A 14,626-nucleotide genomic window follows, 5' to 3' on the forward strand; every position below is an offset into this window, starting at 1 on the left:
AGTAGGTGGGTACCAGGCCACTCTACCCCTCGGTCTGCCCCGCCTTCCAGTACCCCATAAAAGAGATGCTTTCTTTGGGCAGCCCGGCTTCGTTCACGCAGATACGGCGTAGGGTTTTGACCACCGTTGATTCACCGGCGATTAGCACGTAGGTGCCGGTGGGGTTTTCTGCCAGGTGCCAGAGGATGCCGTCCGTCTCCCTGTCGTCGGAGGGAGCAACGGCTGGAGCAGGTTCAAGAGAGCAGGTCGTACGCAGGGCGCGGGTGAGTTGCTGCCCGCGTGGTTGGCCGGGGGTCCGGGCCAGCACGTGCAGGCGGACGCCCGGCACCCGCTGGGTTGCCTGCCGTACCTCGGGGAGGCGGTCGAGAGCGTCCTCGGCGCCGGGCACCTCAAGGAACACCGCCCCGGTAGCTTCAGTAGGTAGGGAACGCAGAATGGAGAGCAGGGCCGGGGCAGCGGTTTCGTCGCCGAGCAGGAGCAGGGAGGACGCCGCCCCGGGATTGTAGGAGGACCAAAGGGTAGAGCCGCGCAGGGGCGCCAGGATAGATACCTGCTGCCCCACCTTGGCTTGTTCGGCCCAGCCTGAGCCGGGCCCGCTCTTTCCCTCACTATCGGTGTGCAGCACAAAGTCCACGTCTATTTCGGGCTGCTGCCCTTCAGGCAACTCACGCGCCAGGGGTTCGAGGTCCGCTTCAGCTGCCGGGAGCATACCCAGCAGGGGTGTTTCGTCCAGCCCAACCGAATGCACCAACCGGGAGTTGCTGACGGTGTAGGTGCGCATGTACCCCCGCTCGCTTTCGGGAGCGGCCAGCCAACGAGAGCGCCAGGAGGTATCGAGCTCAATCATGGTGGGCCCGCTGGCTCCCGCCGGGGGAATCAAGAGTTTGATGTAGGCATCATAGACCTGCCCGGTGCCGTCAGAGATAGGGGCGGCAGCGTGCAGCAGGGAACGGCCGGTTAGTGAGACACGCACAAAGGAATCGGTCAGCTTCTCGACCCTCGAGACGGTGACGGGGAAGACCCCGTACTGGTTGATGGAGCGCTTGACTTCGCGGCGGGCAGAAGAGCGAGGTGCGGACGGGCGGGGCTTAGACAAGGCTCTGGCTTTCTAGGTTTTCTGCTGGGTGGGTTGCGGCACGGGCATGGGGCACTACGACGGTAGAGCCGTTCCCCAGGGGGTCAGCCACCGAGGCCCGTAGGCCGAAGATCCGGTGCAGGTTCTCCCCTGTCATGACCTCTGCGGCGGTACCGGCTGCGGCGATTTCTCCGCCCTTCATAGCGACCAGGTGGTGGGCGACGCGGGCAGCTAGATTGAGCTCGTGCAAGACCATGATCATGGTGGTGCCGCGGCGTTCGTTGATGTCGGCCAGAAGGTCAAGGAGTTCTACCTGGTGGGCGAGGTCCAGGTAGGTGGTGGGTTCATCCAGAAGCAAAATATCGGTGTCTTGGGCCAGGGCCATGGCGATCCAGACGCGCTGGCGCTGGCCGCCAGAGAGCTCAGTGACCTGCCGCTCGGCTAGTTCTAGGGTGTTGGTAGCTTCTAGGGCCCAGGCGACCGCGGCGTCGTCTTCCTTGCTATTGCCCCGAAAGAGCCCCTGGTAGGGGTAGCGGCCGCGGGAGACCAGGTCGGCAACGGTGATACCTTCGGGGGCGATGGGGCTCTGCGGCAGCAGGCCGACCATGCGGGCAAATTCCTTACCGCCGTAGGAGGCGACGGGCTTGCCGTCCAGGGTAATCTCGCCGTCGCTGGGCTTGAGCAGGCGGGAGATGCCGCGCAGCAGGGTGGACTTGCCGCAGCCGTTAGGCCCGATGATGGCGGTAATTTTTCCGGCGGGTATGCTCAGCGAGAGGTCCGGAACGATAGTGCTGTCCCCGTAGCCCAGGCTCACGTGGGAGACGGTCAGGTCGCGGGAAGTTACGGTTTTCATGGGCTTAGCTTCTTTCGGGTGAGCGGGTCAGCAGCCAGATGAGGGCGGGGGCGCCAAAGGCACCGGTGAGGACGCCGGCGGGCAGGTTGATGCCGCCCGGTATCAGGTTGGAGCCGATGAAGTCAGCGAGCACAACCAGGCTTGCACCAACCAGGGCGGCGGCGGTGAGGTTGTGGCGTCCGCCGGTCAGGGCTCGGGCTATGGGCCCGGCCATGAAGGCGATGAAGGCCAGGGGGCCGGTGGCGGCGGTTGCTACGGCTACCAGGAGCACGCCCAGGGCGATAAAGCCGGTGCGGACGGCGCGGGTGGGCACCCCCAGGCCAAAAGCTAGTTCTTCGCCAACCGCGGTGGCGTGCAGGGGCCGGTGGAAAAGGATAAGAGGCAGCAGCAAGGGTAGCAGGAGCAGGGCCAGTAGGCTGATGCGATCCCAGTTGGCTGTGGACAGGGAACCTGCCAGCCAGTGGGTAAGCGTCTGGGCGCTGGTGGTTGAGGTGCGAGAGAGCAGGTACTGGATGAAGGCAGCTCCCAGGGCTGAGATGCCCAGGCCTACCAGAATGAAGCGGTTACCTGCGCTACTGTCGCCCGCTGAGAGGGCCATAATCAAGAGGGCAACAGCCAGAGCAACGGCGATAGCCAGCAGGGTCAGCGGCAGCCCGCCCAGGCCCAGAAAGACGATACCGACAACAGCACCCAGGGCAGCCCCATTGGAGACACCGATAATGTCGGGGCTGGCGATGGGGTTGCGCAGAAGCAGCTGGAAGATAGCTCCGCCCAGGCCGAAGGCGGCCCCGGCCAGGGTACCCAGCACGGCTCTGGGGAGTTTTTCTTCCATGACGATGTAGCGGGCGCCCCGGGCATTCTCGATGCTTCCTCCGCCGAGAATCGTGAAGAAGTCGGGAATGGTGACCGTGTAGGAGCCCAGTAGCACGCGCACCGCGCAGGCTGCGAGTAGGGCTAGAATCAGGCCGATGACAGCGAAAGCCGGGCGGCGTCGGGCCCGGGCGCGGACGGACGCCACCGCTTGGGCGGCGTCCTGGGAGCGGGGGCGCGGTAGAGCCGACATTAGAGGTTAACCGCCTTCCCGCGTCGTACCAGGTAGATAAAGACGGGCACACCGAGAGCCACCATCATGACGCCCACCTGGATTTCCTGGGGCGGGGCGATGACGCGCCCGGCGGTATCTGCGAGGATCAGCAGGGCGGCGCCGAAAAGAGCAGAGAGGGGCAGCAGGGTGCGGTAGTCAGCTCCGGCTAGGGCCCGCATGGCGTGGGGGGCCATGAGTCCCAGAAAGGCGATAGGGCCGGCCAGGGCCAGGGCGGTGCCCACCAGCAGGGTGACTCCACCGGTAATGACCAGGCGGCGCACCGCGACGTTCTCCCCCAAAGAAGCAGCCATATCATCCCCCAGGGCAAAGCTATTGATAGTTTTTGCACCGGTGAGCACGATGAGGGCTCCTACTGCGAGCAGTGGAGCGGCCACTGCCATATCAGAAAGGTCGGCTCCGGCAACGGTTCCAATCTGCCAGCGGCGGAGGTTATCCAGGGTGTTCTGGTTGGTGAGAATCAGGGCGCTCGTTACCGCGCCTAAGCCGGCAGTGAGGGCCGCCCCCATCAGGGCTAGCTTGATGGGGGTCGCTCCCCCAGCTCCCAACGAGGCAAGGACATACACCGCGACCGCCGAAGCTACCGCCCCTGCAAAGGCCCAGAGGGCAAAGGCCGCAGTGGAATCAGCGGAGAAAAAGGTAATACCGGCAACCACAGCGCAGGCTGCCCCGGCGTTAATACCGAGGATCCCGGGATCGCCCAGGGGGTTACGGGTAATACCTTGAAGCCCAGCCCCAGCTAAACCTAGCGCCGCCCCCACCAACCCGGCCGTCAGCGTCCGCACCGACCTCTGGGTCAGCACCGCCGCGTCCGCCTCGGCAACCGAACCGCCAGCCAGGTAGTCCAGCAGGGTGGTCAGGCTGATGGGGCGAGCGCCCAGGCCGAAGCTAGCCAGAGCTGCAAGAGCGAGGAGCAGGCCCAGGGCCAGACTAAGCACGACCAGCCGCCGCGCTCCCCCGGCGGGGGCGGCGCGGCGGCTGCTAGAGGGCCGGACGGGAGCGACCTTCACAGGTTAGGACGCCTGGCTTGCGTCTACGGCGGCAGAGATCTTGGCCAGGGTTTCGGTCTGGTTAATAGCCCAGTCCAAAGACAGCGGTGAAGCCGCTGAGAGAGCCAGGGAGATAGCGGCGTCGGTTTCTACGACCAGGCCACCGTTAGCTACGGCGGGCATCTGGGAGAAGAGGGTGTTGCTCTTGATCGCTTCTTCGTCGGAGTCACTGGTGCCCCAGGCCCAGACCACGTCTGACTGAACCTCGGGCAGAACCTCACCTGAGATGGTCATGAAGAAGGCGTCAGCTTCGGTAGCGTTCTGCTCGATGTAGGGGGCCAGTTCCATGCCCAGGGAGGTGAGGAAGAGGGAGCGGGAGTCGCTGGCTACGTAGGCTGAGAGGGTCTGGGCTTCGAGGTCGAACATGCCTGCGACGAAGGTCTTGCCGGCCAGGTTAGAGTACTGGGCTGCGGCGTCGTCGATGGTCTTCTGGGTAGCCTCGATGAGGGCGGCACCTTCGTCGGTCTTCTGTAGCATGGCTGCGGCCTGGTTGACGACGTCTTCCCAGGAGGCTGCGAAGGCGCCGACGCCTTCGGGGGCGGCAACGACGGGGGCGATGGCGGTGAGCTTGTCGTATACTTCCTGGGTCATGTCGCCGTAGACGGAGAAGATGGCGTCGGGGGCCAGGGTGGCGAGGGCTTCGTAGTCGGGGCCGTCGGTTTCGTCATAGGTGACGGGGGCGGTGCCGCCCAGTTCGGCTAGTTTGGCGTCGAACCAGTCGGTGGAACCCTTGGCGTTAGCTCCGTAGGTGACCACAGGGGTGCCTGCGGGTACAACGCCGAGGGCTAGCAGGACGTCGGGGTTCTTCCAGAAGTTCACGACGGCAATTTTCTGGGGGACGGCGGTGAAGGTGGTCTCGCCGAAGGCGTGCTTGACGGTGTAGCTCTCACCTGAGGCGGCTGAGCTGGTGGTGCTGCTTGAGGTGTCGTTGGAGCCGGTGGTGCAGGCTGCGAGTAGGCCGGTGAGGGCGGTAGCTGCGGTGGCCTTGAGGAAGGCGCTACGGGTGATGGCGACCATGGTCTTGTGTTCTCCTGGGAAGGGTGTTCCGTTCTATAGGACTATCTATAGAACTGCTTAGGTGAGCCTAAGCCAGGAATAACACTATCTTTTGCTTGCGTATTTATGCAAACGCTGGGTAGCTAGGTGCGAACGGTGAGGTAGAGGTATCGGGCTCGCAGCGAAGTTGCCGCTTGCCGGGCTTGCGCAGGGTTCTTGGGCTGTGTGCAGACTTTTCTCTGCACACAGCCCAAGAACTCTGCACAGCGAGAGCGAGCCCGGATGCCCTGTATCTAGATAGTGGGTATTGCCCTGTTTTTGGGCACAAAGAGAGCCCCCTACCGGATTCGAACCAGATGAGGGAGCGGATGGAAGGCCCGGGTGCGAGCGTGCGAGCACTCAAGAGGGCCTGGAATCAGTTGAGCGTCAGCGAAACTGGCGAGCGAGGAAATAAATCTGCGACCGAATGGTCACCGGTTTATGGGTGTCCAATCGATCGCAGAGTTTATACAGTGGAGCCCCCTACCGGATTCGAACCGGTGACCCCCTGTTTACAAGACAGGTGCTCTGGCCAGCTGAGCTAAGGAGGCAAGACTTTTCAAGTGTACCCGATATCGCAGGCAGGTGCATGTTGCGGCTTATTCATCAACGCGGTGAAGCAGGCTCGCAGCGAAGCTGCTGGCTCGGCGGCTGGCGTGAATCGCTGGTGATGAGCACCGAGATTCCGAGCGCGCGAGGAAAATAAATCTCGGTGCGAATCTGGCGAGCTTGCGAGCCAGCTAGCGAACCAGGCGAGAGGGTCGGCAGCGAGCGTGAGCCTGCTGAACCCCTTATGAATAAGCTTCGTTACCAGCTCGTGCCGAGCTGGTAGTGGCGCAGGGGCAGGCGAGCTGTGAGGGCTTGGGTGAGTTGTTGGTCGTGGGTGGCGACGATAGCGCTGCCGCCTGCGGTGCAGTGGGCTGCGATGAGTGCTGCGACCTGCTCGAGGCCGGGGGCGTCTAGCCCTGCGGTGGGTTCGTCGAGGAGCAGGCAGGACGCCCCAGCGGCGAGTGCTTCTGCTAGGGCAAGCAGGTGCTGTTCGGCGGGGAGTAGGTCGAGGGGATGTGTTTCGCCGGAGCCGGTAGGTAGGACGGCGTCGCGCAGGGCTTCGCGGGTAGGGCTACTAGCCTTCGCCCCGTTCCCTAGCTTCATGTCAGCATCCACAGTGGAGGCCAAGAAGTGGTGGGCGGGGGTTTGCGCCACCAGCTGGGCGAGGGCTGCGCGGGCGGGGGCGTCCTGCCTGTGGGGCTGTAGCCCACCGATGGTGAGCTGCCCGGCAACTGGGGGTAGGAGCCCCGCGATGGTGCGCAGCAGGGTGGATTTTCCGGTGCCGTTGGGGCCGGTGAGGATCAGGCAGTCGCCGGGTGCTATCTCGACATTAATACCGGTAGCAACGGGGGTAGCTACCGGTTTCTTCCACCGGCGGCGGGCCGGGGCAACCGGAGATATAGCGAGGTCACGGGCCAGGACGTCTGCCGCGGCTCGGGCGGGCAAAGGCGGCAGAGACGGCGCCCCTGCAGACGGTGAGACACCTTCCCCTAGGTTTTCGACACTAGCGGCAAGGCTCTTTTCATCGGTCTGGGGCCTGGCTGAGGCCCAGGCCAGATCTGCCGGGTAGCGGGCAAAAGCGTTCAGCACCCGGGCCCGCATAGCGTCATCGAGGCCGAGCAGGGGTTCGTCGAGGGCTAGGGCTGGCACAGCTGTCCCGTCGAGGTTTCCGTCCACCCACCCCAGCACCAGGTAGGCGGCCAGGGCTACCAGCTGGGTTTGTCCACCCGAAAGTTGTAGGGGGTGGGCTGCCAGTAGGTCGGTAATTCCAAGGCCAGCTGCAACAGCCCGTACAGCCCGGTGAAGCTGATTCCGGCCATCCACAGCCTGCTCTACCCCCAGGGCAATTTCTTCAGCCACGGTGGGTACCAGTCCCGTCATCAGGGCATGGGGGTTAGAGGGCACAAAGAGCCCGTCCCGTTCCCGAGCCCAGGCCTGTAGCCGGGCAGACTTTCCCGTCCCCCGGGCCCCAAAGACCAGCGTCCGCATATAAGTCACAGCAGCACCCCCGTATAGGCAGCAAGCACGAGCAGGCAGGCCAGCGGCAGGAGCACCCAGCGGAGGTAGCACTGGGTGCGGCTGTCGGCGTAGTCCTGCCAGAAAATTCTGGGCCCGGCCCGGTCAATCCCGCGCGCAGCCAGGGTTGCCCCTCGTACCTCGTGGTCGAGCAACAGCAGGTTGAAGAGGGCGGACGCCGTCCGCACCCCCAACCAGGCGCGGGCACCTCGCGACCCGTCGGCCATACCTCGGGCTCGGGCGGCCCGCTGCACAAGCCGGGAGTAGTGGGCCAGCTGGGCCGGGGCGTTGAGCGAAGCGACCAGCAGGTAGACAAGTCTAGGCGGCAGTCCCCAGACGGTCAGGGCATAGCGTAGGCCAGTAGCCCCGGTGGGTAGAATCAGCAGGGCGCAGGCCGACCCGAAGGCCAGAATCTGTAGGGCTAGAGCTAGACCAGCCCGGGCGCCCTCGGCTGTCACTTCGAACGCCATCCAGGGCACGGGTGCCCAGGTTGCCCATACGGTTTCTCCCCCTCGTGACACCAGCTGGATGATAAAAGCCATCACCGCAACCGGCGCCAGCCCTACCAGGACCAGGCGTACCCAGGGGGCAAGCGTCCGCCCCGCCCCGTGCAGGGCAATAAGCACAGCCAGCAGCCCCACCTGCCAGATCAGTGACAGCGGGGCAAAGGCTAGCAGGAGCCCGGCGCAGCCCAGGGTGACCCAGGTGCGGGGGTTCAGGACGGGGGTGCTCACCGGTTAGCGGCCGAACTGACGACGGGCGCGGGCGGGTAGACCCTTGATGATGAGCCAGACCAGGGCGAAGGCAATGGTCTTATCGAGCGGGTCGGAGAGCAGGGACTGCAGGGTTGTAGCGCCCAGCAGGGACTGGCCAGCAGCCTGCAGGGCCGCAACCACGGAACCGGTACCCACGCCCTGGCCGCCGCCAAAGACGAAGGCGGCGATGGGGGCGCCGACGAACCCGGCCAGGATGCCGGTGATAAAGCCCGCGAGCAGGGCTCCCCAGAGTTTGCGGAAGAGGCCCAGGCGGCCAGCGTAACCGGCAAGGAAGCCGATGAGGGCGGCACCGGCGGCAAAGGGAATGGTGGTGGGGTTAATGGTGAGGCCCCAGGCAAGGTTGGTGATAATACCGGTCATGGCTCCGGCGGCGGGTCCGGCCAGCACACCGATGAGCACGGTGGCAACGGAGTCAAGGTAGAGGGGAATACCCGAGAAGCCAATGAGCTGGCCCACGATGATGTTGAAAGCTGCCGCAAAAGGTATCAGGGCGATGGTGGCAAGGGGTAGGCGGCTCAGGTTAGCCGCCAGAAGCAGCAGGACGCCCGCGGTATAGCCCAGCATGAGCGGCAGGGAGATAGCGGCTTGGGCATCGCTGGTGCCTTCCAGGTAGCCCGCGTAGTTGGTGGCACCGCCTGCGGTGAGGACGGCCCAGGTGTAGGTTCCTGCGATCACCAGGGCGGCGAGTAGGTTGAGCACCTTCTGGGAGGTGGCGAGCGGTGTGTTGTGTTCTGGGTTTTTACCGAGGAGCCCGGCAGCTACCGAGGTCCTCTGCCCAGACGTTGAGGGCTCTGCGGTGGTGCGTGATGAGGGGGCCATGCCCACCCCTTTCTGTAGAATAATTGTTCTTTTTATTTTTTGAGGCGGTTCTAGCCAGTCCCCTTTGGGGCGTAGACAGCCCGGACGGTCTGGATCAGGTGCTCAAAAAATTCGGGGGCCCGGGCGCTGGTCAGGGCCTGGGCGTTGGGGTCTCTCCCCCAGCGTCCTAGCCAGTCAGCAACCACCTGGCCGCGAGTAAGGGTACCGGCAAGCTCAACGTCGAGCGTCACCGGTGTGGTCTCCCCGAGCTGGGTGTGGGCCCGGCCGTTCGTAGCAAGGGCCCGGTTTACCGCCAGGGCTGTCACGAAAGGGTCGTGCACGTGGGCGATGAAGCCCAGTTTGTCCCACTCGTGGAATTCCATGTAAAACTGCAGAGCCCCGTCTAAAGCGGTAAAGAGTTCTCCCCCACCGGCTAGGAGGCGCTCTCGCAGCTGCGGGGTCATGACGGCGTGCTCGGTGGTATCCAGGGGGCAGAGCAGGGGCGCGTAGGGCAGGTCCAGGTCGGCGCTGCTGTAGGCTGCCAAAACCTCGTGTAGGGCTTCGGGGTCAGAGTGCACGTTCCACTCGGTGGTGGGCATGGTGTTCCCCCGGTGGTTCAGGGCCCCACCCATGATGGTCAAGCTGGCTAGGTAACGGGGCAGCTCTGGATCCTGCCGTAGGGCCAGAGCCAGATTAGTTGAAGGCCCCAGGACGAGCCCGTGCAGCTTTCCGGGGAAACGGCGGGCAGTCTGCACCCACAGGTCTGCCCCTTCGCCGCGGGGACGCCCCGTGGGCCTGGTCTGCCCGGGGAGCAGGCCGTGGCCCGTGCCCAGCGGGCCGTGGGTTTCTTCGGTGGTGGTGAGCGGCTGGGCCAGCGGGTTCTCAGCTCCTAGAGCCCAGGGGGTACCCTGCCCGCCGAGCAGCTCCAGCAGACCTCGGACGTTGCGTCCTACCTGCTCTGTACTCACGTTCCCGCCGGTTGCCACGATACCCTCTACAGCAACCTGCGGGTGGGCAAAAGCGTAGGTAAGGGCAAGGGCGTCGTCGATGCCGGGGTCGCAGTCGATGAAGAAGTGCAGGGTCATGAAATCTTTACGGTGCTAGGTGGTCGGTTACTGGTGAGGGCAGGCTGGGGTACCCAGCGCGGGGCACAGAAAAAGGGGCAGCTACCCACCTTTACCCTGCTGTGAGCATGGGTAAAGGCGTGTAGCTGCCCCTACACGTTGTGTACCAGTTTAGTACACAGCGGCCAGGCCTTCTACAGCCTGTTTACTGGGTGAACTTAGGCGTTCTTCTTAGCTTCAATCTTTGCGGTGATCCAGGCGTTGAAGTCAGTTGAGTTGAAGACCTCGCCGTCAGCGAAGACGGTGGGGGTGCCGCTAATACCATTGGAGGCTGACTCGAGGGTGACGGTCTGGACAAGCGGACGCCAGGTGTTGTTAGCGACGTCGTCCTTTACGTCTGCACCGTACTTCTCAGCGATAGCAATGAGCTCTTCGTTAGAAAGGCCACCGGTGCCCTGGTGGGTGAAGATTTCCTTCTGGAAGTTCAGGAAGTCCTCGGTGGATACCTGGTTAGCTACGGAGTAGGCCACGTTGTTGGTGCGGGCTGAGTAGAAGGTGGGGCTGGAGGCATCCAGGAAGGTCAGGTTACGGATCTCCAGGGTGATGTCGCCACTAGCAACGAGAGCTGCGATGGTGTCTGCATTTTCAGTTTCGAAGGCTGCGCAGTGTATGCAGTTGTAGTCCTGGAAGATGGTCAGACGGACGGGCTCACCGTTATTGTCTGCTTCTTCGGGCAGGGCTACACCCAGGGGCATTGTGGCTTCGGAGCCGTCGGCTGCGGTGTAGGTTGCTTCTGAGGTGCCCAGGTCGTTGCTGTCACGGCTGGCTTCGGTGCTGGTGTTCCGCTCGATACCGTTAGCGGTCAGGACGATGCCGCCGTACTGGTTAGCTGAGGAAGGCACCGGGCCTGCATCGGCAATCTGGTTGCGGTTACCGTTGATGATGACGACTGCAACGATGGCTACGATGAGGGCGATGACGCCGAGGACGGTGAACTGAATCCAGCGAGTGGATGATTTTGAGGTTTTCTTGGCCTGCTGTGCCGCCAGCTGGCGGGCACGCTCGCGGGCGTCAGTGGAGGGGTTTCCCTTAGACACAGATGTGCCTCACTTTCGTACGTGCGTTCTTGATAGATTCAAGCCTACCGTGATTTGACGGGGATATCTGCCCTTCTACCGAACCTCAAACTACTTTCCCAGGAAACGATTAGTTTAGGTGAGGGCTGGTGCAGGGCGCTTAGCTCTTGCACCCGATAGGGTATATAAAGTGGGTATTGGATTTTTGATGCTTAAAACAAAAAGGCCCTGGACAATCTGTCCAGGGCCTTCCTGTATCCCAATCAAAAAACCGGCGGTGACCTACTCTCCCACACCGTCACCAGTGCAGTACCATCGGCGCAAAGAGCCTTAACTTCCGGGTTCGGGATGGAACCGGGTGTTTCCCTCTCGCTATAACCACCGTAAACCAACGATGACCACCCCACACACAACAAAGGGGGGCCAGCAATAACAAACCCAAAGGGTTGTTATCTCAAAACCATACAGTGGACGCAAACACACAAGCACACTAGTTATAAAGTGTAAGCCTTCGGACTATTAGTACCAGTCAACTCCACGGGCATTCCCCGCGTCCATACCTGGCCTATCAACCCCATCATCTATAGGGATCCTCACACAGCCTAAAGGCTGCCAGGAAATCTCATCTCGAAACAGGCTTCCCGCTTAGATGCTTTCAGCGGTTATCCCTCCCGAACGTAGCCAATCAGCCATGCACCTGGCGGTACAACTGACATACCAGAGGTTCGTCCGTCCCGGTCCTCTCGTACTAAGGACAGCCTTTCTCAAATTTCCAACGCGCGCAGCGGATAGGGACCGAACTGTCTCACGACGTTCTGAACCCAGCTCGCGTACCGCTTTAATGGGCGAACAGCCCAACCCTTGGGACCAACTCCAGCCCCAGGATGCGACGAGCCGACATCGAGGTGCCAAACCATGCCGTCGATATGGACTCTTGGGCAAGATCAGCCTGTTATCCCCGAGGTACCTTTTATCCGTTGAGCGACGGCCGTTCCACAACGTACCGCCGGATCACTAGTCCCGACTTTCGTCCCTGCTCGACCTGCCAGTCTCACAGTCAAGCTCCCTTGTGCACTTACACTCAACACCTGATTGCCAACCAGGCTGAGGGAACCTTTGGGCGCCTCCGTTACTTTTTGGGAGGCAACCGCCCCAGTTAAACTACCCATCAGGCACTGTCCCTGACCCGGATCACGGGCCGAAGTTAGACATCCAGAGCGACCAGAGTGGTATTTCAACAACGACTCCACACGAACTAGCGTCCATGCTTCACAGTCTCCCACCTATCCTACACAAGCCGCACCGAACACCAATACCAAACTATAGTAAAGGTCACGGGGTCTTTCCGTCCTGCTGCGCGAAACGAGCATCTTTACTCGTACTGCAATTTCGCCGAGTTCATGGTTGAGACAGTAGGGAAGTCGTTACTCCATTCGTGCAGGTCGGAACTTACCCGACAAGGAATTTCGCTACCTTAGGATGGTTATAGTTACCACCGCCGTTTACTGGGGCTTAAATTCTCAGCTTCGCCCACAAAGGGCTAACCAATCCTCTTAACCTTCCAGCACCGGGCAGGAGTCAGTCCGTATACATCGTCTTACGACTTCGCACGGACCTGTGTTTTTGATAAACAGTCGCTTCCCCCAATTCTCTGCGACCCATACACGCTCACCACCGCGCAGGTGGGTCACGCTCAAGGCTCCCCTTCTCCCGAAGTTACGGGGACATTTTGCCGAGTTCCTTAACCATGATTCTCTCGATCGCCTTAGTATTCTCTACCTGATCACCTGTGTCGGTTTCGGGTACGGGCGGCTAAAACCTCACGTCGATGCTTTTCTCGGCAGCATAGGATCACCAAATCCCCCAATAACGGGGTCCCATCACGTCTCAGGCCAACACCGGCGCATTTAACAACCGGATACCCTACACGCTTAGACCACGACAACCATCGCGTGGCTTGGCTACCTTCCTGCGTCACACCTGTTAATACGTTTACCTCCAAAAATCGGGTCCTGCAGTCCACCATAAGCTCCCCAACACAAGTGAAGGGGTTACAAACAGCTTCTCACAGTTAGCATCAAAATATCAGTATGGGCGGTTTTTCGCCGGTACGGGAATATCAACCCGTTATCCATCGACTACGCCTGTCGGCCTCGCCTTAGGCCCCGACTAACCCAGGGCAGATTAGCTTGACCCTGGAACCCTTGATCATCCGGCGCACGGGTTTCTCACCCGTGATTCGCTACTCATGCCTGCATTCTCACTCGCGTACCCTCCACCACTGGTTTACACCGCAGCTTCACTGGATACACGACGCTCCCCTACCCAACCAGTAAAAACTGATTGCCATAACTTCGGTGGTGTACTTGAGCCCCGCTACATTATCGGCGCAGAATCACTTGACCAGTGAGCTATTACGCACTCTTTCAAGGGTGGCTGCTTCTAAGCCAACCTCCTGGTTGTCTAAGCAACTCCACATCCTTTCCCACTTAGTACACGCTTAGGGACCTTAGTTGATGGTCTGGGCTGTTTCCCTCTCGACAATGAAGCTTATCCCCCACTGTCTCACTGCTACGCTCTCACTTACCGGCATTCGGAGTTTAGCTGACGTCAGTAACCCTGTGGGGCCCATCGGCCATCCAGTAGCTCTACCTCCGGCAAGAAACACGTAACGCTGCACCTAAATGCATTTCGGGGAGAACCAGCTATCACAGAGTTTGATTGGCCTTTCACCCCTATCCACAGCTCATCCCCTCCATTTTCAACTGAAGTGGGTTCGGTCCTCCACGACGTCTTACCGTCGCTTCAACCTGGCCATGGATAGATCACTCCGCTTCGGGTCTAGATCCTGCCACTCACTCGCCCTATTCAGACTCGCTTTCGCTACGGCTTCCCCACACGGGTTAACCTCGCGACAGAACACTAACTCGCAGGCTCATTCTTCAAAAGGCACGCTGTCACCCCAAAAGGCTCCAACGGCTTGTAAGCACACGGTTTCAGGTACTATTTCACTCCCCTCCCGGGGTACTTTTCACCATTCCCTCACGGTACTGATTCACTATCGGTCACTAGAAAGTATTTAGACTTACCAGGTGGTCCTGGCAGATTCACACGAGATTCCACGAGCCCCGTGCTACTCGGGTGGCACACACGCGGTCTAACACATTACGATTACAGGACTCTCACCCTCTCCGGTCGCCCATCCCAAGGCGTTCACCTACATGCTAGAACATCACGTCAACAGCCGGTTGAAACTGTTATGCGTACTCCCACAACCCCCATGATGCAACCCTCAACCGGTATCACACACCACAGGTTTAGTCTCTTCCGCTTTCGCTCGCCACTACTCACAGAATCATTAGTTATTTTCTCTTCCTGAGGGTACTGAGATGTTTCACTTCCCCTCGTTCCCTCCAACCAGCCTATACATTCAGCTGGTGGTAACAAACCATGATGGCTTGCTGGGTTTCCCCATTCGGACATCCTGGGATCAACGCCCTGTTATCGGCTTCCCCAGGCTTTTCGCAGATTCACACGTCCTTCATCGGCTTCTAGTGCCAAGGCATCCACCGTGTGCCCTTAATAACTTACACACAGATAAAATCAAAGATATTAACCTTGACTAACTAAGTACAAAATCAAAAGTATCAAAAGAACACAATCCAAAAATTGAATTGAGATTTCTTCAAATAAATTCGAAGATGCTCGCGTCCACTATACAGTTCTCAAACAAC

The 14,626-nt window shown here is 60.9% G+C and carries 10 protein-coding genes, 1 tRNA gene and 2 rRNA genes; all 13 read right to left on the bottom strand.

All coding sequences use genetic code 11. The features are described 5' to 3' along the window. Nucleotides 1-22: 22 nt before the first annotated feature. Nucleotides 23-1,096, bottom strand: coding sequence for a siderophore-interacting protein (locus ACEE43_RS06770; protein ID WP_449108020.1), 1,074 nt, complete (start codon nucleotides 1,094-1,096; stop codon nucleotides 23-25). Then, entirely contained in the window at nucleotides 1,089-1,928 is an 840-nt protein-coding gene (locus tag ACEE43_RS06775) for an ABC transporter ATP-binding protein (RefSeq protein ID WP_449108019.1), read from the bottom strand. Before ACEE43_RS06775 ends, ACEE43_RS06770 begins: the two co-directional genes overlap by 8 nt. Before the next feature lie 4 nt (nucleotides 1,929-1,932). Then, entirely contained in the window at nucleotides 1,933-2,991 is a 1,059-nt protein-coding gene (locus tag ACEE43_RS06780; protein ID WP_449108018.1) for a FecCD family ABC transporter permease, read from the bottom strand. Continuing rightward, nucleotides 2,991-4,040 (bottom strand): FecCD family ABC transporter permease, encoded by a 1,050-nt coding sequence (locus ACEE43_RS06785; protein WP_449108017.1) that lies wholly within the window; start codon nucleotides 4,038-4,040, stop codon nucleotides 2,991-2,993. The genes ACEE43_RS06780 and ACEE43_RS06785 overlap by 1 nt, the downstream gene beginning before the upstream one ends. Before the next feature lie 3 nt (nucleotides 4,041-4,043). Beyond that, nucleotides 4,044-5,096 (bottom strand): ABC transporter substrate-binding protein, encoded by a 1,053-nt coding sequence (locus ACEE43_RS06790; RefSeq protein WP_449108016.1) that lies wholly within the window; start codon nucleotides 5,094-5,096, stop codon nucleotides 4,044-4,046. Between the two features lie 492 nt (nucleotides 5,097-5,588). Next, nucleotides 5,589-5,665, bottom strand: a tRNA-Thr gene (locus ACEE43_RS06795). A 256-nt stretch (nucleotides 5,666-5,921) separates the two neighbouring features. Then, complete coding sequence (locus tag ACEE43_RS06800; protein ID WP_449122319.1) at nucleotides 5,922-7,151, bottom strand: ATP-binding cassette domain-containing protein; 1,230 nt, start codon at nucleotides 7,149-7,151, stop codon at nucleotides 5,922-5,924. Nucleotides 7,152-7,156: 5 nt separating this feature from the next. Then, nucleotides 7,157-7,912: an energy-coupling factor transporter transmembrane component T family protein gene (locus ACEE43_RS06805; RefSeq protein WP_449108014.1), complete on the bottom strand. Its 756-nt coding sequence runs from the start codon at nucleotides 7,910-7,912 to the stop codon at nucleotides 7,157-7,159. 3 nt (nucleotides 7,913-7,915) lie between these two features. Then, nucleotides 7,916-8,773 carry a hypothetical protein gene (locus ACEE43_RS06810; protein WP_449108013.1) on the bottom strand — a complete coding sequence of 286 codons (858 nt, stop codon included), beginning with the start codon at nucleotides 8,771-8,773 and terminating at the stop codon, nucleotides 7,916-7,918. Nucleotides 8,774-8,823: 50 nt separating this feature from the next. Further along, nucleotides 8,824-9,837: a nucleoside hydrolase gene (locus tag ACEE43_RS06815; protein WP_449108012.1), complete on the bottom strand. Its 1,014-nt coding sequence runs from the start codon at nucleotides 9,835-9,837 to the stop codon at nucleotides 8,824-8,826. A 197-nt stretch (nucleotides 9,838-10,034) separates the two neighbouring features. Then, complete coding sequence (locus tag ACEE43_RS06820; protein ID WP_449108011.1) at nucleotides 10,035-10,913, bottom strand: DsbA family protein; 879 nt, start codon at nucleotides 10,911-10,913, stop codon at nucleotides 10,035-10,037. Between the two features lie 248 nt (nucleotides 10,914-11,161). Beyond that, a 5S ribosomal RNA gene (gene rrf, locus ACEE43_RS06825) occupies nucleotides 11,162-11,278 on the bottom strand. Nucleotides 11,279-11,391: 113 nt separating this feature from the next. Beyond that, a 23S ribosomal RNA gene (locus ACEE43_RS06830) occupies nucleotides 11,392-14,485 on the bottom strand. Between the last annotated feature and the right edge of the window lie 141 nt (nucleotides 14,486-14,626).

Source organism: Rothia sp. 11254D007BW, assembly GCF_053548195.1.